The organism is Shimia sp. SK013 (assembly GCF_001292625.1).
GTDB lineage: Bacteria > Pseudomonadota > Alphaproteobacteria > Rhodobacterales > Rhodobacteraceae > Shimia.
In genome coordinates this window covers 544,353-562,538 of the sequence record NZ_LAJH01000009.1, presented here as the reverse complement: position 1 = coordinate 562,538, position 18,186 = coordinate 544,353, and the positions used below count along the sequence as shown (strand labels likewise).

General features: G+C 56.8%; 18 protein-coding genes. 8 read left to right on the top strand and 10 right to left on the bottom strand.

All coding sequences use genetic code 11. The annotated features are described in order from the left end of the window. Positions 1 to 102 precede the first annotated feature (102 nt). From SHIM_RS05235 to SHIM_RS05225, 3 genes are all read left to right on the top strand, one after another. Positions 103 to 1,374 carry an MFS transporter gene (locus SHIM_RS05235; protein WP_054001534.1) on the top strand — a complete coding sequence of 424 codons (1,272 nt, stop codon included), beginning with the start codon at positions 103 to 105 and terminating at the stop codon, positions 1,372 to 1,374. Positions 1,375 to 1,441: 67 nt separating this feature from the next. Beyond that, complete coding sequence (locus tag SHIM_RS05230) at positions 1,442 to 2,155, top strand: sulfotransferase domain-containing protein (RefSeq protein ID WP_054001533.1); 714 nt, start codon at positions 1,442 to 1,444, stop codon at positions 2,153 to 2,155. A gap of 170 nt (positions 2,156 to 2,325) precedes the next feature. Next, positions 2,326 to 2,904 carry a DUF924 family protein gene (locus SHIM_RS05225; protein WP_054001532.1) on the top strand — a complete coding sequence of 193 codons (579 nt, stop codon included), beginning with the start codon at positions 2,326 to 2,328 and terminating at the stop codon, positions 2,902 to 2,904. Positions 2,905 to 2,906: 2 nt separating this feature from the next. Here the strand turns inward: SHIM_RS05225 and SHIM_RS05220 are convergent, their stop codons facing one another. Beyond that, positions 2,907 to 3,332, bottom strand: a complete 426-nt coding sequence (locus SHIM_RS05220; RefSeq protein WP_054001531.1) for a hypothetical protein — start codon at positions 3,330 to 3,332, stop codon at positions 2,907 to 2,909. Between the two features lie 154 nt (positions 3,333 to 3,486). On the opposite strand from SHIM_RS05220, the gene lpdA reads away from it, so the two are divergent. The 3 genes from lpdA to SHIM_RS05205 are packed head-to-tail and all read left to right on the top strand — an operon-like array spanning position 3,487 to position 5,824. Continuing rightward, positions 3,487 to 4,881, top strand: a complete 1,395-nt coding sequence (gene lpdA, locus SHIM_RS05215) for a dihydrolipoyl dehydrogenase (RefSeq protein ID WP_054001530.1) — start codon at positions 3,487 to 3,489, stop codon at positions 4,879 to 4,881. A gap of 8 nt (positions 4,882 to 4,889) precedes the next feature. Next, a complete protein-coding gene (locus SHIM_RS05210) occupies positions 4,890 to 5,222 on the top strand; it encodes a hypothetical protein (protein ID WP_054001529.1) in 333 nt (110 codons plus the stop codon). Positions 5,223 to 5,266: 44 nt separating this feature from the next. Beyond that, complete coding sequence (locus tag SHIM_RS05205) at positions 5,267 to 5,824, top strand: hypothetical protein (RefSeq protein ID WP_054001528.1); 558 nt, start codon at positions 5,267 to 5,269, stop codon at positions 5,822 to 5,824. 172 nt (positions 5,825 to 5,996) lie between these two features. On the opposite strand, the gene SHIM_RS05200 is transcribed toward SHIM_RS05205, so the two are convergent. Beyond that, the gene (locus SHIM_RS05200) at positions 5,997 to 6,179 is read right to left on the bottom strand and encodes a hypothetical protein (RefSeq protein ID WP_054001527.1); all 183 of its coding nucleotides are present in this window, start codon (positions 6,177 to 6,179) and stop codon (positions 5,997 to 5,999) included. Between the two features lie 176 nt (positions 6,180 to 6,355). On the opposite strand from SHIM_RS05200, the gene uvrA reads away from it, so the two are divergent. After that, positions 6,356 to 9,214 (top strand): excinuclease ABC subunit UvrA, encoded by a 2,859-nt coding sequence (gene uvrA / locus SHIM_RS05195; RefSeq protein WP_054001526.1) that lies wholly within the window; start codon positions 6,356 to 6,358, stop codon positions 9,212 to 9,214. A 19-nt stretch (positions 9,215 to 9,233) separates the two neighbouring features. Here uvrA and SHIM_RS05190 read toward each other — a convergent pair whose 3' ends face one another. After that, positions 9,234 to 10,793 carry a Hint domain-containing protein gene (locus SHIM_RS05190; protein ID WP_054001525.1) on the bottom strand — a complete coding sequence of 520 codons (1,560 nt, stop codon included), beginning with the start codon at positions 10,791 to 10,793 and terminating at the stop codon, positions 9,234 to 9,236. Positions 10,794 to 11,006: 213 nt separating this feature from the next. Continuing rightward, positions 11,007 to 11,438, bottom strand: coding sequence for a hypothetical protein (locus tag SHIM_RS05185; protein WP_054001524.1), 432 nt, complete (start codon positions 11,436 to 11,438; stop codon positions 11,007 to 11,009). Between the two features lie 122 nt (positions 11,439 to 11,560). Here SHIM_RS05185 and SHIM_RS05180 point away from each other — a divergent pair, with 122 nt between their 5' ends. Continuing rightward, a complete protein-coding gene (locus SHIM_RS05180) occupies positions 11,561 to 12,325 on the top strand; it encodes a helix-turn-helix transcriptional regulator (RefSeq protein WP_054001523.1) in 765 nt (254 codons plus the stop codon). Here the strand turns inward: SHIM_RS05180 and SHIM_RS05175 are convergent, their stop codons facing one another. The 6 genes from SHIM_RS05175 to SHIM_RS05150 form a co-directional block, all read right to left on the bottom strand. After that, positions 12,326 to 12,520, bottom strand: coding sequence for a YgaP family membrane protein (locus SHIM_RS05175; protein WP_054001522.1), 195 nt, complete (start codon positions 12,518 to 12,520; stop codon positions 12,326 to 12,328). Positions 12,521 to 12,584: 64 nt separating this feature from the next. Further along, entirely contained in the window at positions 12,585 to 12,911 is a 327-nt protein-coding gene (locus tag SHIM_RS05170) for a hypothetical protein (protein ID WP_054001521.1), read from the bottom strand. 4 nt (positions 12,912 to 12,915) lie between these two features. Beyond that, complete coding sequence (gene mmsB, locus SHIM_RS05165; RefSeq protein ID WP_054001520.1) at positions 12,916 to 13,788, bottom strand: 3-hydroxyisobutyrate dehydrogenase; 873 nt, start codon at positions 13,786 to 13,788, stop codon at positions 12,916 to 12,918. A 4-nt stretch (positions 13,789 to 13,792) separates the two neighbouring features. After that, positions 13,793 to 14,833, bottom strand: coding sequence for an enoyl-CoA hydratase/isomerase family protein (locus SHIM_RS05160; protein ID WP_054001519.1), 1,041 nt, complete (start codon positions 14,831 to 14,833; stop codon positions 13,793 to 13,795). Positions 14,834 to 14,919: 86 nt separating this feature from the next. Then, positions 14,920 to 16,059 carry an acyl-CoA dehydrogenase family protein gene (locus SHIM_RS05155; RefSeq protein WP_054001518.1) on the bottom strand — a complete coding sequence of 380 codons (1,140 nt, stop codon included), beginning with the start codon at positions 16,057 to 16,059 and terminating at the stop codon, positions 14,920 to 14,922. 175 nt (positions 16,060 to 16,234) lie between these two features. Beyond that, a complete protein-coding gene (locus tag SHIM_RS05150) occupies positions 16,235 to 18,088 on the bottom strand; it encodes a GGDEF domain-containing protein (protein WP_054001517.1) in 1,854 nt (617 codons plus the stop codon). Positions 18,089 to 18,186: the final 98 nt, after the last annotated feature.

The window sequence follows — 18,186 nt, the reverse complement described above, 5'->3', positions numbered from 1 at the left end:
ATCTGTGGGTTGTGCCATAAAACGACACACGTCTGTCGCGTTTAAGAGCGAAAGGCAGGGGGCAGATTTTGCATATGTCGCGAAACGTGAGAGGGTTGCGTCATGGTTGAGTTTTTCAAAGGGTCCTGGGCGCTTTTGCTGGGCATGATGTTGTTGATGATCGGCAACGGCATGCACGGCACGCTGTTGGGTATTCGCGGCGAAGCTGCCGGGTTTTCAACTTTTGAGATGTCGATGGTCATGTCGGCCTATTTCGTCGGGTTCCTTGGCGGATCTCGCATGACGCCCGAGATGATCCGCCGCGTCGGCCATGTGCGGGTCTTTGCGGCGCTGGCGTCGTTCATTTCCGCCGTGCTGATTCTGTACCCGACCTTTCAAAACCCAATTGCCTGGGTGTTGGGTCGTGTGTTGATCGGATTCTGCTTTTCCGGCGTGTATGTAACCGCCGAAAGCTGGCTCAACAATGCGGCTTCCAATGACACACGCGGCAAGGCGTTGTCGCTTTATATGATGGTGCAGATGATCGGGATTGTGACGGCGCAAGGGCTTGTGACGTTGCCCGATCCGTCGGGGTTTTTGTTGTTTGTCATCCCGTCGGTTCTGGTTTCGATCAGCTTTGCACCGATTTTGCTGTCGATTTCCCCAACCCCCGCCTTTGATACCACCAAGCCGATGACCATGCGCGAATTGTTTGGCAATTCACCGCTTGGTGTGGTGGGCATGTTCTTGCTGGGCGGCGTTTTCTCGGCGCAGTTCGGCATGTCGGCGGTTTTTGCCACGCGCGCAGGGTTGAGCGTGGGGGAGCTGTCGCTGTTTATCGCGAGCTTTTATGTCGGTGCGACGCTGTGCCAATATCCGTTGGGCTGGATCAGCGACCGGATGGATCGGCGGGTATTGATTATGGTGGTGGCGGCCATTGGCGGTGTGGCGGCGGTGGTTGGGTTCACGGCTGGCGACAATTATCCGATGTTGTTGATTTCGGCGCTGTTTATCGGAGGGTTCTCAAATCCGCTGTATTCGCTGCTGATCGCGCATGCCAACGACTTTCTTGAATATGAGGATATGGCTGCGGCCTCGGGAGGACTGGTGTTCATCAACGGTCTGGGCGCGATTGCGGGACCGATCATTACCGGTTGGGCAATGGATGCGATCGGGCCGAGTGGGTTCTTTATCTATCTGGCGTTTTTGTTGGCGGCGTTGGGGATTTATGCCGGTTTCCGCACAACCCGTCGGTCCGCGCCTTCGGTTGAGGACACAGGCAGTTATATGGCCGTGATGCCAACGTCGTCGCCTGTGGCGGTTGAGGTTGCGCAGGAAGTGGCCATTGAAGTCGCTCTGGAAGAAGAGCACGAGGCGGAAGCCGCACAGGACTAGATGTTTGGTCAGTTGCAAGTTTGGCGCTGCGCTTTCATGATGAGCGCGGCGCAGCACTGGACCTGAAATGATCATTTCCCACCGATTTAAATTTGTCTTTATCCGGCCGATGAAGGTTGGCGGCACCAGCACTGAAATCAAGATGCTAAAGATGCTGCGCGCCGTTGGGGACGAGAGCGAGTTCATCAGCGGACCGTCGCATTTCAACGTGACACAGGTGATGAAAAAGTATGGTGAGCGGGTGGTGGATTTCCGGTTCTATTCGGTGTGTCGCAATCCGTGGGACCGGGCGGTGTCGATGTTTTATCACCGCAACAGGGCGGTGGCTGAGATGCCGATGGCGGACCAGAAAGACCGTTTTCGGGAGTGGGTCACGTCGGGCGCGTTTTTGTTTGATGAGCGGGGCTCGATCTTTGACACCACCGGATCGCCGTATTGGCGCGGGATGCCAATTGTGGATCACGTGATCCGCTATGAGCGTTTGGACGAAGGCCTGCGCAAGATGTCGCGCCAGCTTGGCCTGCCCAAAAAGATCAACATTACAGACATCCGCCAACGCAGCGGCGACCGACCTAACGCTGCGCGGGCTTTTGAGCCGTTGTTTGACAAGGCGTCCTGGGACGTGATCTCGATCGCGGCTGCGCAGGATCGTGCGGCCTTTGGCTATAGCAAGACGCGGCCCAGCGGAAATGGCGATGTTATGATTCATTTTGACAGCAAGCTGATCCGCCAGAATATTGTTGGTGAACAGTTGATTGTGAAGGCAATCGGCAAGGGGTGAGCGACCGTCAGATCAGGCCCAAAACAAGCGCCGGGGAATCAAAAACCGACACTTTGGTCGCGATCCATGACGCCTTGTTGCAATTTGTGACTGTTTTTTCCCCGTAACGTTTGTTTATCATTTTTGTAACGGTGCCTCCATGGGGGGAGTGCAGAGCAAAGGAGAAGGGCATGAAAACGCCCGAAGACGTGCTTAAGTTTTGGCTTGATGAGGTTGGGCCAGAAGGGTGGTATGCGGTGTCTGAAGAGTTGGATCAGACCATCCGCGACAGGTTTTTAACAACATGGGAAGCAGCCAAGGCTGGCGGAATGGGCCAGTGGATGACCTATCCGTCGGGAACGTTGGCGTATCTGATCCTGACGGATCAGTTTCCACGCAACATGTTCCGCGGTGCCGGGAGGGCGTTTTCCACGGATAGGCAGGCCATTGCGGCCGCAAAATCAGCGATTGGCAAGAAATGGGATCTGAAGATCGCCGAACCCGCGCGACAGTTTTTCTATATGCCTTTGATGCATTCGGAAAACCTGTGCGATCAGGAACACTGTATTCGTCTGTTCTGTGAGCGTATGCCCGAGAGTGGCGAAAGCAACCTGTTCCACGCCAAGGCGCACCGCGAAGTCATTCGCCGCTTTGGTCGGTTCCCGTATCGCAACGATGCGCTTGCGCGGAATTCTACTCAGGTAGAGGCGGCTTATGTGGCGCAGGGTGGCTATGGATACACTGTGCGCGAGTTGCAGGCGGCGAGCTGATCTTAGCTTTGGGGTTGGCGACACTGTAGCAAGGTTTGCAGCTCGATAGAAACGCGGGTTGCGGTTTTATCAATGGCGTAGTCTGTCAGGGTTTCGGGCGTGGCCGCGAGTTTGGCGACGTCCGCCTCGATGCCGCGCATTGCTTGGTCCAGACGTGTGGCCGCGTTGTCCAGTCGCATTTTGGCGGCATCGGACAATTCGGTGGTGCCATTCGCGAGCGCCGCCAGATCGCTTCGCAAGCCGGCCACCTCTTGGCGCGTCTCGTCGATGCGTTGCTCCATGGGCTTTAGAAGGCTGAGATTGCTGGCAAAACTTTCGGCAATACGTTCACCGCTGCGCGAGACCTGCCACAACAAAAACAGGCAAAGCGCCACGAGAATGAGCGTGGCGTTGAGCATCGCAAGTAGCAGATCTTTGATGGTTTTCACGACAGGTGTCCTTCTGTTCTTTGACGGCGTCAGGATGCGTGGATGACGCCCAAAAAGCCAGTCGGAAAAGCCAGCCGGAAAACCGGTGCAAGGCCGCGTTGATGTGGGGGGACAGTTGATCTAGGGTCAGTTTGAACAGGCGGAGGAGACGCAGATGGCTGCCAGCACTTATGATGTGATCGTAATCGGATCCGGTCCGGGGGGCTATGTCGCGGCCATTCGAGCAGCGCAGCTGGGCCAGAAGGTGGCGATCGTTGAGCGCGAAAACCTTGGCGGTATCTGTCTGAATTGGGGCTGTATTCCGACCAAAGCGTTGCTGCGGTCCGCGGAAGTGTATCACCTGATGGAGCGTGCCAGTGAGTTTGGCCTGAGCGCGGGCAAGATTGACTATGATCTTGACAAGGTTGTCGGGCGCTCGCGTGGGGTGGCCAAACAGCTGAGTGGCGGTGTTGGCTTTCTGATGAAGAAGAACAAGGTCACGGTCGTGATGGGCGACGCCAGCCTGCCGGCCAAGGGAAAAGTGTCGGTCAAAACCGCCAAAGGCACCGAGGATCTCACGGCCAAGAACATCATTCTGGCGACGGGCGCGCGGGCACGGGAATTGCCGGGGCTTGAGGCCGATGGCGATTTGGTCTGGACCTATCGCCACGCGTTGCAGCCGCCCAGAATGCCCAAGAAACTGCTGGTGATTGGGTCAGGCGCGATTGGCATCGAGTTCGCGAGTTTCTTTAACACTTTGGGTGCGGACACCACGGTTGTGGAGGTCATGGATCGGGTTCTGCCGGTTGAAGATGCCGAGATAAGTGCTTTTGCTAAAAAGCAATTTGTCAAACAGGGCATGAAGATCATGGAGAAAGCCATGGTCAAGAAACTGGACCGCGCCAAAGGCAAGGTGACGGCCCATATCGAAGTCGGCGGCAAGGTTGAAACACAGGTGTTTGACACGGTGATTTCGGCTGTTGGCATCGTTGGAAATGTCGAAAACCTTGGCCTTGAAGCGTTGGGCGTAAAGATCGACCGGACGCATGTTGTGACGGACGCGTATTGCCGTACGGGCATAGATGGTTTGTATGCGATTGGCGACATCGCGGGTGCGCCCTGGTTGGCGCACAAAGCCAGCCATGAAGGCGTGATGGTGGCGGAGCTGATCGCGGGCGGGACGCCTCATCCGGTGAAGCCGGAGAGCATTGCGGGCTGCACCTATTGTCATCCGCAGGTTGCCAGCGTCGGCCTGACCGAGGCCAAAGCCAAAGAGGCCGGATATGACGTCAAAGTGGGGCGTTTTCCGTTCATTGGGAATGGCAAAGCGATTGCTTTGGGCGAGCCGGAAGGCATGGTGAAAACCGTGTTTGATGCCAAGACCGGCGAATTGCTGGGCGCGCATATGGTGGGAGCTGAGGTGACCGAATTGATCCAGGGCTATGTTGTCGGTCGACAGCTTGAGACCACTGAGGCGGAGCTGATGGAGACGGTGTTCCCGCATCCCACGCTGAGCGAAATGATGCACGAAAGCGTGTTGGACGCTTATGATCGGGTGATCCACATTTGAGACGGGCGGTGGCACGTCGTTTTTGCATCGGTATCGCGTCGGTGCTGATGGCGGCGGCGCCGCTGTGGGCGCAGGACCCGTTTCGCGTGATGATGCGGTTTGAAGCACCGCCTGAAAGTGGCGCATTACATTGGGATTTGCGCGATGAGGACGGAATGCCGGTGGCGCTTGGCATCATCGCGGCACCTTGGGAAATTGAAGTGGACGCAGACCGGCATTTGACGGTGCTGGTGACAGACGTGGTCACAGGCGCGCAGGAACAGGTTGATTTGCATGTAGGGTCACGGGATGCGACGTTCCGTGTGAGGTTGAACCCACCCGCGCCGCATAAGCACGATTGAGTTCAAAAAGAACATTTTGAGACGGTTTTATGGAAAATGGATTAATGCGCAAAAAAGACTCTACTAAAGGGTGGATTATGATTGTTGTGCTGATGAACACACTGATATTCCAACCGAAATATGCGTTTGGAGATAATGTTCCAGACAGTGTTAGCCAATGGAAGAACCCAAACTACATCGCATGCCTGATTGCGGCGAATGATGCGCCCAAGGCGTTTTTGTCACCCCTTCAAATTTCCTGTATCAAGACATTTGGCGACATCTGTGAATACCGTGGTAGGGATGACACGCTTCCAACTCAGACCCTTGAATGCCTTTTTTTCGAAACCCAGCGGAGCGCCAATTTCCTGAACGCAGCGGTTCATGATCTTCCTGAGACGGTCGAACTGAAGGGGCTTTCTTGGCGCAGATATGAGGAAAAGCGCCAAAATTTGCTGCAAGAAATTCGCGATTTGCAGGATTTTGATCCGCCGGAAACATTTGAAGCTGCGTTCAAGCAAGTGGGCGACATGTCCTTGGCCGCCACCACTTTTCTTTATTATGCAAGAGAGGCACATACATCCTTGGAAAAACACTTGGATCTGATCTTCACCGAGGTCTGAATTGGTTGGTTTGCGGGCGTTCTTTGTGTCTCGCAACAAACGAGCCATTCAGAGTTGGTCGGTCCAATGATCGCCCTTGTTTCCTAAGATGTTATTCCACAATCAGCGGCATCGACATCAACCGCTTGTTGCCCATGTCGAGAAGTTCGCGGATTTTGTAATTTTCAGCTACTTAGGCGACTTGCAGGCTCACGGGCGAGCCCTCGCTTGCAATTGTGATTCTGGCGGTGCTGTCGATCTGGCCCGACATGGGGCCGGAGCCGTCCATGACAAGAATGGCGGAAGAGTGGGTTTGGGCGAATGACGCGGATGTGAGCAGGCAAAGCGCGGTCGCGCCTGTGGCAAAAAACTTCATCCAAAATGTCCTTCGAAACGTAATGACTTGCGACTATGAGGGAAATTGAAAAAACAGCAAGCCGGAGAAAACTTACAGGCTTGGCGAATTAAAATGTTCTCTCTATGTTCGCGATATATGGTTGGCAGTTTCCGTCGACTGCCCTATGTCTTGTGCTGTATCCGTTGGGGGTTTGAATGGCCGAGCTGAAGAACATCGAAGTGCGCGGCGCGCGCGAACATAATCTGAAATCCATCGACGTGGATATTCCACGCGATCAGCTTGTGGTGATCACCGGCCTGTCGGGGTCCGGCAAGTCGAGCCTGGCGTTTGACACAATCTATGCCGAAGGGCAGCGACGCTATGTCGAAAGTCTGTCGGCTTATGCGCGTCAATTCCTTGATATGATGGAAAAACCTGATGTGGATCACATCAGTGGGCTGTCTCCGGCGATTTCGATTGAACAGAAGACCACATCCAAGAACCCGCGCTCGACTGTGGGCACCGTGACCGAGATTTACGACTATATGCGTTTGCTGTTTGCGCGGGCCGGGACACCGTTTAGCCCCGCGACCGGATTGCCGATTGAGGCGCAGCAGGTGCAGGACATGGTCGACCGGATCATGGAGATGGAAGAGGGCACACGCGCGTTTTTGCTGGCGCCGATTGTGCGCGATCGCAAAGGCGAATACCGCAAAGAGTTTCTGGAGCTGCGTAAGCAGGGTTTTCAGCGGGTGAAAGTGGACGGCGCGTTCTATGAACTGGACGAGCCACCGACGCTGGACAAGAAATTTCGCCATGACATCGATGTGGTGGTGGACCGGATTGTGGTCCGCGAGGGTGTTGAGACGCGATTGGCGGACAGTTTGCGCACGGCGCTGGATCTGGCGGACGGGATTTCTGTGCTGGAAACTGCGCCCAAGGACGGCGAGTCCGAGCGCATCACGTTTTCCGAGAATTTTGCCTGTCCTGTCAGTGGGTTCACAATTCCCGAGATCGAGCCGCGGATGTTTTCGTTCAACGCGCCGTTTGGGGCCTGTCCGGATTGTGATGGTTTGGGCGTTGAGCTGTTTTTTGACGAACGGCTGGTGGTGCCGGATGTCACGCTGAAGGTTTACGACGGGGCGCTGGCGCCGTGGCGCAAAGGCAAGTCGCCGTATTTCCTGCAAACCATTGAAGCAATTGCCAAACATTTCGAGTTTGACCGCAACACGCCGTGGAAGCAGCTACCCAAAAAGGTGCAACAGGTGTTCTTGTACGGCTCTGGCGAGGAAGAGATCGAGTTCCGCTATGACGAGGGCGGGCGGGTGTATCAGGTGACGCGGGTGTTTGAGGGCGTAATCCCCAACATGGAGCGGCGGTATCGCGAGACCGACAGCAACTGGATTCGTGAAGAATTTGAACGCTATCAGAACAACCGGCCTTGCGGGACGTGTGAGGGCTATCGCCTGCGGCCCGAAGCGTTGGCGGTGAAAATCGCGGGTGTGCATGTTGGGCAGGTGGTGCAGAAATCTATCCGTGAGGCGCTGGCCTGGATTGAGGATGTGCCGAACCACCTGACGCCGCAGAAACAGGAAATTGCGCGGGCGATTGTGAAAGAGATTCGCGAACGCCTTGGATTCTTGAATAACGTTGGGTTGGAGTATCTGACGCTGAGCCGCAACAGCGGAACGTTGTCGGGCGGCGAAAGCCAGCGGATCCGGTTGGCGAGCCAAATCGGGTCGGGGTTAACCGGTGTTCTATATGTGCTGGATGAGCCGTCGATTGGCCTGCACCAGCGCGACAACGGGCGGTTGCTGACAACGCTGAAAAACCTGCGCGATCAAGGCAATACAGTGATCGTGGTCGAGCACGACGAAGAGGCCGTTCGCGAGGCGGACTACGTCTTTGACATTGGGCCCGGTGCCGGTGTGCACGGCGGCCAGGTGGTGTCCGAGGGGCTGCCTTCGGAGATTATGGCCGATCCCGCGTCTCTGACAGGGCAATATCTGTCTGGCGCGCGTGAAATCGCGGTTCCTGCGGAGCGGCGTGAGGGCAATGGCAAGACTGTGAAAGTCGTCAAGGCCACGGGTAACAACCTAAAGAACGTGTCGGCAGAGTTTCCGTTGGGCAAATTTGTCTGCGTGACCGGCGTGTCGGGCGGTGGCAAATCCACGCTGACGATCGAGACGCTGTTCAAGACCGCCTCGATGCGCCTGAACGGGGCGCGGCAGACGCCTGCGCCGTGTGAGACCATCAAGGGTTTGGAGCATCTGGACAAGGTGATCGATATTGATCAGCGCCCCATCGGGCGCACGCCGCGGTCCAACCCTGCGACCTATACGGGGGCGTTCACGCCGATCCGTGACTGGTTCGCTGGTCTGCCGGAATCCAAAGCGCGCGGTTACAAGCCCGGACGGTTCTCGTTCAACGTCAAAGGCGGGCGCTGTGAGGCGTGTCAGGGCGACGGTGTCATCAAGATCGAGATGCACTTTCTGCCGGACGTTTACGTGGAATGTGAGACCTGTCAGGGCGCGCGATACAACCGTGAGACCCTGGAAATTCGCTTTAAAGGCAAAAGTATAGCCGACGTTCTTGATATGACCGTTGAGGAGGGCCAAGAGTTCTTTAAAGCCGTGCCAAGCATCCGCGACAAGATGGATGCGCTGATGCGGGTTGGGCTTGGCTATATCAAGGTTGGGCAGCAGGCGACGACGTTGTCCGGTGGTGAGGCGCAGCGGGTGAAACTGTCCAAAGAACTGGCAAAACGTTCCACGGGACGGACGCTTTATATTCTGGATGAGCCGACAACGGGCCTGCATTTTGAGGATGTGCGCAAGTTGCTTGAGGTGCTGCACGAACTGGTTGATCAGGGCAATACGGTTGTGGTGATCGAGCACAATCTGGACGTGGTGAAAACGGCCGACCACATCATCGATATTGGCCCAGAAGGTGGCGACGGCGGCGGCGAGATTGTGGCGCTGGGTACACCGGAAGAGGTGGCCAAGGTCAAGCGCAGTCACACCGGACATTACCTCAAAGATATGTTGAAGGCGCGCCGGGTGGCGGCGGAGTAACCCGCCGCCTCTGGCTATTTTAGGCTGCCAGCAAGGCGGCGGCTTCATAGCTGCGCAGGCTGGGGCGGGCGGCGATATCTTCGGTGCCGATCGCGCGTTTGGACATGACCATGCGCAAGCCACGGTTGGCAAGCGGATCAAAGCTGTGGCGCGTCATCGGGCCGGGCATGAAGCTTTCGCTCCATTGACCTTCGGAGAACACCAGTTCGTGTTGAGGCAGCAGAATGTGGAAATAGGTGATGGTTTGATCCGTCGGACAGCGCAACACGTCGCGCTCGTTCACGAGGTGCTTGGCCTTGACCAGAACTTCATCGCTGCCAAACATGAGCTCAGCGCGCGCACCGGTCAAAAGAACGCGGTGTTGCGGGGACACAACGAGATCCCGGTCGTTGTCCAAAACACCGGATTTGATGCGGATTGGCAGCGAGTCAAGCTGTGGTTCCATGCGGGAACTCCCAATCCATTCAATGGGTTGCAGGCCATTGTCGAGGGTTTGCAGCAACATGCCTTTGCGCAGCTGTTCGACCGGTATGTCTCCGTCGGATGTGCGTATGAGCGTGCCGCGCGTAAAACAGGGCGGGTGTTGCACAATTTCGACCAAAGCCGTGTCGGTGTTGCCGTCCTCGTCCTCGATTGTGTAGTTGAAATAGACCGTTTCAAGATCAGTGTCGGCATCAACTGTCAGGGTTCCGTCCGCGTTTAGCGTGACGACTTGCCCGGTGGCGAGGGTCACGCTGTCTCCTGGAACAACAGGAACGCCGTTGATGTGGGTGATCGTCAGGGTGGGGCCTGCAGAAGAGTTGTCGTTGCCCAGCACGTCAAAGGTTTTGCTGCCGCCAACCTTGAGTGAAACGCTGTCATCCTGAGCCACGATGGTGGTTTGCACTGAGCCACCGGCGATCAGAAGGTTGGAGTCATAGCTGCTGTCTGAGGCATCTGCGATGCCGATGATCAGCTCGTTAATGCCATCCTGCAGCGGCGCGACAAAGGTCAAGGTGACAGTAAAGCCGTCCATCTCGGTGTTGTATTCGTCGTTGGAGTTGTCGTTGTAGATGTTTGCGTTGGCGTCGTTGATGTTGCCGACGGTGGCCGTGCCGTCACCCACAGAGATTTGCGCCTCGACCCCGTTCACCCAAACACCGATGGTGTCGTTGTAGCTGAGATACTCAGGGTATTCCTCGGAGGAGAGCACAAAGTCGATGGTCAGCAATTCGCCAGCGGTGCCGTTAAAATCGATGGTCAGATAGGAGGCGTCGTAGGTGTTTGTGCCGGCGGCGGCGTTGAACAGCGCGTTGTTGTTTTCGCCTGATGTGTTGGTGGATGTGGAGGCGCTGGTGTTGGTGTTTGTGCCGCCGTGGCTGTTGGTGAAATCGTCGACATGGCCGGTCGACAAGATCACGCCACTGTCGGCAGGGGCGACGCCGGCGCTTGTGGTGTCGGCGCCGGTGTAAACACCGGACGATGCAGCATCGCCTGTGTAGTCGGATGTGACGATGCGCCCCGGATCGCCAAAGATCTCTTCGGCCATCTCGGTTGCGGTCGCGCCCGCATCGATATTGAGTTCTACTGCATTTGGCATTTTGCCTGCCCCTAGTCTGTCTGCTCGTGGAAACTTTTGTTTCCTTGTTGAGAACAACAGGTGCCGCTCAAACGTGGCGGCTTCGGGGCAGGGTTAAGGAAAGATTAACCAATATTTGAGGCGGGATGTTGCAGACCTCGGGACGGCGGGCAGAAAGAGGGGCACGGCCCGGTTGGCCGTGCAATTGTTGTCTAAGCGTTTGTTGTTAGAGGGTTATAAGGCTGCGCGGACAGAGGGTCGGGCCGCTAACAGTGGCACAATGAAGAGCGCGAGAAAGCCAAGGTTGAGCACCACATTGAACCACGCGCCAGCGAGGATTGACCCGAAACTGTCTACAATGAACCAGCTGACAATACCGCGCATAAGAATGCGCCCGCCGATATCGGGGTTGGTTGCATAAACCCCAGTTGTGACCTGATGGGCCATCACTCCGAAGCCAAACAACAAGCCACCGCTGATGGCGCCCAGCACCAGTTCGCTGTCGCTGGAAAAGGTTTGTCTGCCGTCCAGCGGCAGGTGGACCAGATCAAGGAACAGTCCCATAAGAGGTTGCGCGCCAAGCAGGGCGGCACCCATCAAAAGGCCGATGAAGGCGGAGAAAAGGCTGGCAAACTTGAGGCAAGTGGTGGTGCGGTCATGTGTCATTACAAAGCTCCTTTTGGTGTGATGCGCCGAAATTGCGCCAATATCAGTAGGCAAAACAATTACCTTGCAGGTAAGTGCATGACAGCACGGGGGCGGGTAGTGTGTTTGCAGGAGGACCTCTGATGGGATTGGATTTTGGCGCGGCTTTGAAAGAATGGCGCAGTGCGCGGCGGATCAGCCAGCTTGATCTAGGGCTGTCGGCGGGTGTCAGTTCGCGCCACATCTCGTTTCTGGAAACCGGCCGGTCGCGGCCCAGCCGGGGCATGGTGCTGCGGTTGTGTGACGAGTTGGACGTGCCGATGGCACAGCGAAACAGGATGCTGACCGCGGCGGGCCTGAGCCCGGCCTATGCTGAGCGCGAATTGTCGGAGGAAGACATGGCACCGATGCGGGCGGCTGTGGACTGGACGCTGGCGCGGCATGATCCGTATCCGGCGATGGCGATTGACCGGCATTGGCGGCTGGTGTCCGCTAACCGGAGTTGCACGACATTGTTGGCGGGATTAGGTGCCAAGGAGGGTGACAGTTTGCTGGATATGATGATCGGTAATCCAGTGATGCGGCAGGCTTTGGAAAATTACGACGAGGTGGCGCGTCATATGCTGGCGCGGCTGCGGGTCGAGGCCGCGCATTTTGGCCACGACGACGTGCTGGAAGCCGCGATTGCCGGATTTGAGGGAATTGTGGGCGGCGCAGGCGCCACAGTTGACGGTATCCGGCCAGCGGTTATTCCCGCAACCTATGTGCTGGGCGGGATGCGGCTGACCCTGTTTTCAACGATCAGCCAGTTTGGATCAGCCGAGGATATCGCGCTGTCGGAGTTGCGCATCGAGATGATGTTCCCGGCGGATGACGAGACCCGCATGGCGCTTGAAATGATGGCCTGACTACTTGCGTTCCAACGGGCAGGTCCCGATGCCGAGAACCGTGTAAAGCGGGCAGGTGCCGAGCAGGGCGGTGGCCAGCGGGATCACTCCGATCCACATCCAAGTGCCATAGCCCAAAAGGGCACCAAGGATCAGCACCACGCCGATCGTGATACGCAGGATTTTGTCGACGATGCCGACGTTTCTGGTGAACATGGTTTCCCTCCAATGGAATGAAGGGAATTATACATCTTAGATTCAGAATGTGATTTGATTTGGGTCAAGAAGTGTGTGGTTCAATCAAATTGTCTATCCAACGTCTCCACCCGTCGTCAGGCGGCGGGTTGGCGTTGATGTAGTCCCGCTTTGTGTGATCAAGAAGAGCTTTGAACCAAGGCACGAACAGAGTCATGTAATCTTCGCCGCCACCCATGCGCCAACCCATACTGCCGAATGGATAGTCAAAAACTTTCCATGGAGGCTCAAGCGTATCGGGAAGACCGGCGCGCCACTTTTCGTGCTCGTCGAGTCGGTCGCGCAAATCTTGGCGCAAATCGTCGGGAAGTTTGCCGTCGACAATCTTCCATGACTTTGGCGCATCGCTCATCGTTCTATCCACGACCGAGTTTTTCAAAGCGCGGCAGCATGGCGGAAAAGTCGGTGCCAAGGCCGTCTTCGTTTTCGACAAACTGCTCATAGAGTGCGGTTGCGACTTGGCCCATTGGGGTGTCGGCGTCGGCGCTGTCTGCGGCTTGCTGCGACAGGCGCAGGTCTTTGAGCATCAGTTCGGAGGCGAAACCGGGTTGGTAGTCGTTGTCAGCCGGGCTTTGCGGACCGACGCCGGGCGCAGGGCAGTAGGCGTTCATGGTCCAGCTGTAGCCAGAGGAGGTCGACACAACGTCAAACATTTTCTGGCGGTCCAGACCCAGTTTGTCGGCCAGAGAAAAGGCCTCGCAGGTGGCGATCATGGTCACGCCGAGGATCATGTTGTTGCAGATCTTGGCGGCCTGACCGGCGCCCGCGTCACCGCAATGCACGGCCTTCTGACCCATAATATCAAACAGTGGATCGGCCTTGGCAAAGGCATCGGCTGATCCGCCCGCCATAAATGTCAGAGTGCCGCCAGCGGCACCGCCGATGCCGCCAGACACAGGCGCGTCCACCGGCAAAAGGCCGGCTGCGGTGGCTTGGTCCGCCACCGCGCGGGCACTGTCCACATCGACGGTGGAGCAATCCACAAGAGCGGCGCCTGCTGTCATTGCTGGGATGATTTCATCCGCCACAGCGCGCAGGATCTGGCCGTTGGGCAGCATGGTGATGACCACGTCGGCTCCCGTGGCGGCAGCGACGCCGCTGTCGGCCATGGTGACGCCTTCGATGGATACGTCCGCCATGTCAAAGCCCGTGACGTTGTGGCCTGCTTTGGCCAGATTGGCAGCCATCGGGCCGCCCATGTTGCCCAGTCCGATAAATCCGATTTTCATGGCTCTACTCTCCCTTTTCAAACGTCAGTTTGTCCGCCCCAAGTGGCAGTACCATCTTGGTGACCACGCCTGCTGGCAAGGCCTCAAGCGTGTATTTCCACTGTGGATTGCGGTCTTTGTCGATGATTTGTGCGCGGATGCCTTCCAGAAAATCGCCATGTTGCATGGCGCGGAATGTGAAGCGGTACTCCTGATCCAGCGCGTAGCGGATGTCGTCGCGGGTGCGGACGCGGTGGATAATTTCCAGCGCTGCGCCCATGGCGATTGGCGAATTGCGCGACAACTTTTTCAAGGCGCCTGCGGCAAAGTCGGTCTTCGCAAAGGTCAGTGCGTTGACCACGTCGTTGAGGGTTTCACCGCCGAAACTGGCATCGATGTCCGCTTGCAAGGCCGCGAGGGGGGGCTCGTCGGGCTGGGTCGCGGCCGCATCAATCAGATCCCAGTTGCCAGTTTTTTCCAGTTGGGAGATCAAGGTGGGCCATTGATCCTCGGGGATGTGGTAGTCGGCAAATCCACCATAGATGGCGTCAGCAGCATTGAGGCGCGCTGCAGTTAGGCCGAGGTATTCGCCCAAGCGGCCCGGTGCGCGCGCAAGGATCAAGGAGCCGCCCACATCCGGCACAAGGCCGATGCCGCATTCGGGCATGGCGATCTGGCTGCTTTCGCCCACAATCCGGTGCGATGCGTGACAGCCCACACCTACACCGCCGCCCATGGTGAAGCCTTGCATGAAGCTGGCCACTGGTTTGGGGAACTCAAACATTTTGGCGTTCATGCGGTATTCATCGGCCCAGAATGTCTGGCCAAACGCAAAGTCGCCTTTGGTGCCGGTGTCATAAAGTTCGGCAATGTCGCCACCTGCGCAAAAGGCTTTGTCCCCTTCGGCGTCGATCACGATCATCTTGACGGTGTCGTCGTCGCGCCATGTGTCCAGCGCGTCCTCGATGGCGATGCACATCTCGTAGGACATCGCGTTGAGCGCCTTGGGGCGGGTAAATGTGATGCGACCGGTTTGACCGACCTTGCGAATATTGATGTCTGTCACGGCAATGCGCTCCGGTGTTTGCTGTCCGTCTGGCGAAGTCCAGACCGCTCCGTCCCATCTTCAATGGGTGGGATGGAGCGTGCCTGTTAGGCTGCGATCATTTGGCGGGAGATGATCAGGCGCATGATTTCGTTGGTGCCTTCGAGGATCTGGTGCACACGCAGGTCGCGCACGATTTTCTCGATGCCGTAGTCCGCGAGATAGCCGTAGCCGCCGTGCAGCTGAAGACAGCCGTTGGCGACGTCAAAAGCCACATCGGTCACCATCAACTTGGCCATGGCGCAGAATTTTGACGCGTCATGCGCGCCGCTGTCGAGTTTCCACGCAGCTTGACGCAAGAAGGTGCGGGAAGCTTGCAGTTTGGTTTCATACTCCGCGAGGCGGAACTGCAAAGCCTGAAACTGGTTGATCGACTTGCCGAAAGCTTTGCGTTCGGACATGTATTGCACGGTCAAATCCAGCGCTTTTTGCGCGCCTCCAAGGGCACCGGCGGAGATGTTCAAGCGGCCACCGTCCAATCCGGCCATGGCATAGCTGAAGCCTTTGCCTTCGTCGCCGATCAGGTTGTCAGCGGGCACGTTGCAATCGTCAAACTGCACTTGCGACGTCGGTTGGCTGAGCCAGCCCATTTTCTTTTCCAATGCGCCAAACGACAGACCGTCTGCGCCATCTTCGACTACAACGGTTGAGATGCCTTTGGGGCCGTCCTCGCCGGTGCGGACCATGCAGACGTAGGCATCTGAGTAGGAGCCGCCGGAGATGAACGCTTTGGTGCCGTTGAGTGTGTAGCCCTCATTGGTGCGCTCGGCGCGGGTTTTGAGCGCGGATGCGTCGGAACCTGAGCCGGGTTCTGTCAGGCAATAGGAGAAGACCTTGGACATGCTGCACAGGTCAGGCAGCCATTTTTGTTTGGTTTCCTCTGAGCCGAATTTGTCGATCATGCCGCCGCACATGTTGTGGATCGACAGAAATGAGCCGACAGACGGACAGGACATTGCCAGCGCTTCAAACACCAAAGTGGCGTCAAGACGCGACAGGCCCGAGCCGCCGTATTCTTCGGAGACATAGATACCGCCAAGGCCGAGCTCGGCAATCCGGGGCCAGAGATCTTTGGGGATGGAGCCGTCGGCTTCCCACTGTTGGGCGAAGGGGGCGATATGCTCTTGACCAAACCCCTTTGCCATGTCGAAAATCAGGGTCTGTTCTTCGCTCAGTGCAAAATCCATTAGCCACTCTCCCTATGCTGCCCAGCGGTTGCGGCGCGCGCTGTCGGGCGCCGCGTGAATTGAACGTGTGTTAAATTAGCATTCTTGCGCAACTGTTGCAAAGGCGGAAGCTGGGGTAAAATCCGCAAAATGGCGTTGCAAAATTGCAGGGTCAGTGCCGCTTGCGTGCTGATGGTCAGGCAGAATGTGCAGGGTCGGCGTGGGTGACCATGGTGTTCGGCATCCTGTGGCACTCGACGCGATTGCGGCCGTTGGCTTTGGCGCGGTAGAGCGCAGCGTCAGCCCGTTCCAGCAATCGGGACGGGTCGTCGGAGTGGTCGGTTGTGGCTGACGCGACGCCAAATGAGCAGGTTACAATCAACGTCAGATCGTCGGAGCAATCGGTGGTGTGTCCTGCAATTGATTTTCGAATACGCTCAGCAATTTTACGCGCGTCCTTGCCGGAGGTCTCGGGCAGAATTAAAGCAAACTCTTCACCACCATAGCGGCAAATTCGATCAGATTTTCGCAGGCGGATGTCTTTGAGCAAACTCGCCAGTGATTGAAGAACGCGGTCGCCAACCTGATGGCCGTGGGAGTCGTTGATCGATTTGAAATGATCGATGTCGAAGAGGATCAACGACAGCGGCTCGTCTTCTTTTTCGTGTTGCAGCCATGCGTGGGCCAATTCGGTGTCAAAGGCCAGGCGGTTGAGCAATCCGGTCAAGTGATCCAGGCGGGCTGAGTCAACAGCGTCCTGATGGAGTTTTTGCAAGAGCGTGCGCTCTTCTTCAAGGAATTCGGCGCGGTTGATCGCGCTGATTACCCGGCGGCCAACCTGAATGGAATAGGCCATGATGCCCATGACAAAGGCGATGTCGAGTGTCTTGAGAGTATGGACAAAATATGGGGAATTGGTGGCGTCATTGATCGCTGCGAGCGTCATCGCCAGCCAGCTGATGAAGAAAAACCCGGCATTTGGTACGCGGCGCAAAATCCCCACGCCGCAGCCAATCAGCACCGTCACAACGGACACAAGGACGACGATGGTGATTGGAGTATCCAGATCAGTGACAACTTGCAGTGGGGCGACAGCGCAGATCAGGATTAAAACCCCGCATACGAGGCCGAAGCCAAGTGAGAAGCGCCAATTGCGAATGTGTTGCCACAACAACGCCTGATTGAGCAACGTAGCGGTCCACAGAAGGAAGAAGATGTTGGCGGTTTCAAGTCTGAGGCGCACACCGCGCCATTCCGGACCAAGCACGGTTTCGATGGAGCCGCCAACCGAAATCATGCGGAACAGGATCGCGGCGGCCGCCAGTGTCAGAACAAGGGTGGCAGCATCTTTGCGATGAAAGAAAAAGAGACTGAAATTCAAAGCGCCGACGATCAGTACAAAGCCAATAAGGATTCCTTCGAGCAAGCGCTCCATCTGGACCAGAATCTGAAAAGTTGTGGCGTCATACAGGGTAAGCGGTTCGGTGATCCCGTTTTTGCTGGTTTGTTCCCCGCGTACATTGATCAGTATCAGACCGTCGTCCGCCATCGCCATCGTGTGACCTTTGTACCCGTGACTGGCAACCAAAGGACCGGTCATCGTGCCTTCCGACGCGATGCGCCACGCCTTTTCCGGCGCGTTTATCGGGATCCAGTAAATTTCGTAGGAGTCTGAAATGCGCAGAACGTCGAGGACTAGTTTGGTGCCCATCGCTTTTGGCAGGCGAACACGGGCGACATAGCTGCCATAGCCGGCGTGATGCGGATTGTCGGCATTCACTGGAAGATGCGCGTTCCAACTGTTGGGGACCGCGACTGTATTCATTGAGCCTTCCAGATAGGCGGTGTGGGCGTTTACGGGTGTCATGATGGAGCCGTGGGAGAAAAACCAGTCTCCTGACAGCGCTGTCTGGCCTTCGGTTCGAAAATCGATGTGGCGGAGGTCAAATTCAGGCTGTTGGGCAGGCGCAGCGACAGACGCTGCTGCGATGACCGCAGCCGAGATGATGAAGACGAACCAGAAATGTACCCTGCGCATCAGTTGCAGCATGGACTATTGCCCCGGATTTTAAGACCAGAATCTGATTTGGACAGTATTGGTTAACAGAGCCTAAATGGGGGCCAGAGCCTGTGCGGGGTGGGCGGGTT

Coding starts and splice junctions, on each gene's coding strand:
- SHIM_RS05235 (WP_054001534.1), top strand. CDS start 103: ATGGTTGAGTTTTTCAAAGGGTCCTGGGCGCTTTTGCTGGGCATGATG.
- SHIM_RS05230 (WP_054001533.1), top strand. CDS start 1,442: ATGATCATTTCCCACCGATTTAAATTTGTCTTTATCCGGCCGATGAAG.
- SHIM_RS05225 (WP_054001532.1), top strand. CDS start 2,326: ATGAAAACGCCCGAAGACGTGCTTAAGTTTTGGCTTGATGAGGTTGGG.
- lpdA (WP_054001530.1), top strand. CDS start 3,487: ATGGCTGCCAGCACTTATGATGTGATCGTAATCGGATCCGGTCCGGGG.
- SHIM_RS05205 (WP_054001528.1), top strand. CDS start 5,267: ATGCGCAAAAAAGACTCTACTAAAGGGTGGATTATGATTGTTGTGCTG.
- SHIM_RS05200 (WP_054001527.1), bottom strand. CDS start 6,179: ATGAAGTTTTTTGCCACAGGCGCGACCGCGCTTTGCCTGCTCACATCC.
- uvrA (WP_054001526.1), top strand. CDS start 6,356: ATGGCCGAGCTGAAGAACATCGAAGTGCGCGGCGCGCGCGAACATAAT.
- SHIM_RS05190 (WP_054001525.1), bottom strand. CDS start 10,793: ATGCCAAATGCAGTAGAACTCAATATCGATGCGGGCGCGACCGCAACC.
- SHIM_RS05185 (WP_054001524.1), bottom strand. CDS start 11,438: ATGACACATGACCGCACCACCACTTGCCTCAAGTTTGCCAGCCTTTTC.
- SHIM_RS05180 (WP_054001523.1), top strand. CDS start 11,561: ATGGGATTGGATTTTGGCGCGGCTTTGAAAGAATGGCGCAGTGCGCGG.
- SHIM_RS05175 (WP_054001522.1), bottom strand. CDS start 12,520: ATGTTCACCAGAAACGTCGGCATCGTCGACAAAATCCTGCGTATCACG.
- SHIM_RS05170 (WP_054001521.1), bottom strand. CDS start 12,911: ATGAGCGATGCGCCAAAGTCATGGAAGATTGTCGACGGCAAACTTCCC.
- mmsB (WP_054001520.1), bottom strand. CDS start 13,788: ATGAAAATCGGATTTATCGGACTGGGCAACATGGGCGGCCCGATGGCT.
- SHIM_RS05155 (WP_054001518.1), bottom strand. CDS start 16,059: ATGGATTTTGCACTGAGCGAAGAACAGACCCTGATTTTCGACATGGCA.
- SHIM_RS05150 (WP_054001517.1), bottom strand. CDS start 18,088: ATGCTGCAACTGATGCGCAGGGTACATTTCTGGTTCGTCTTCATCATC.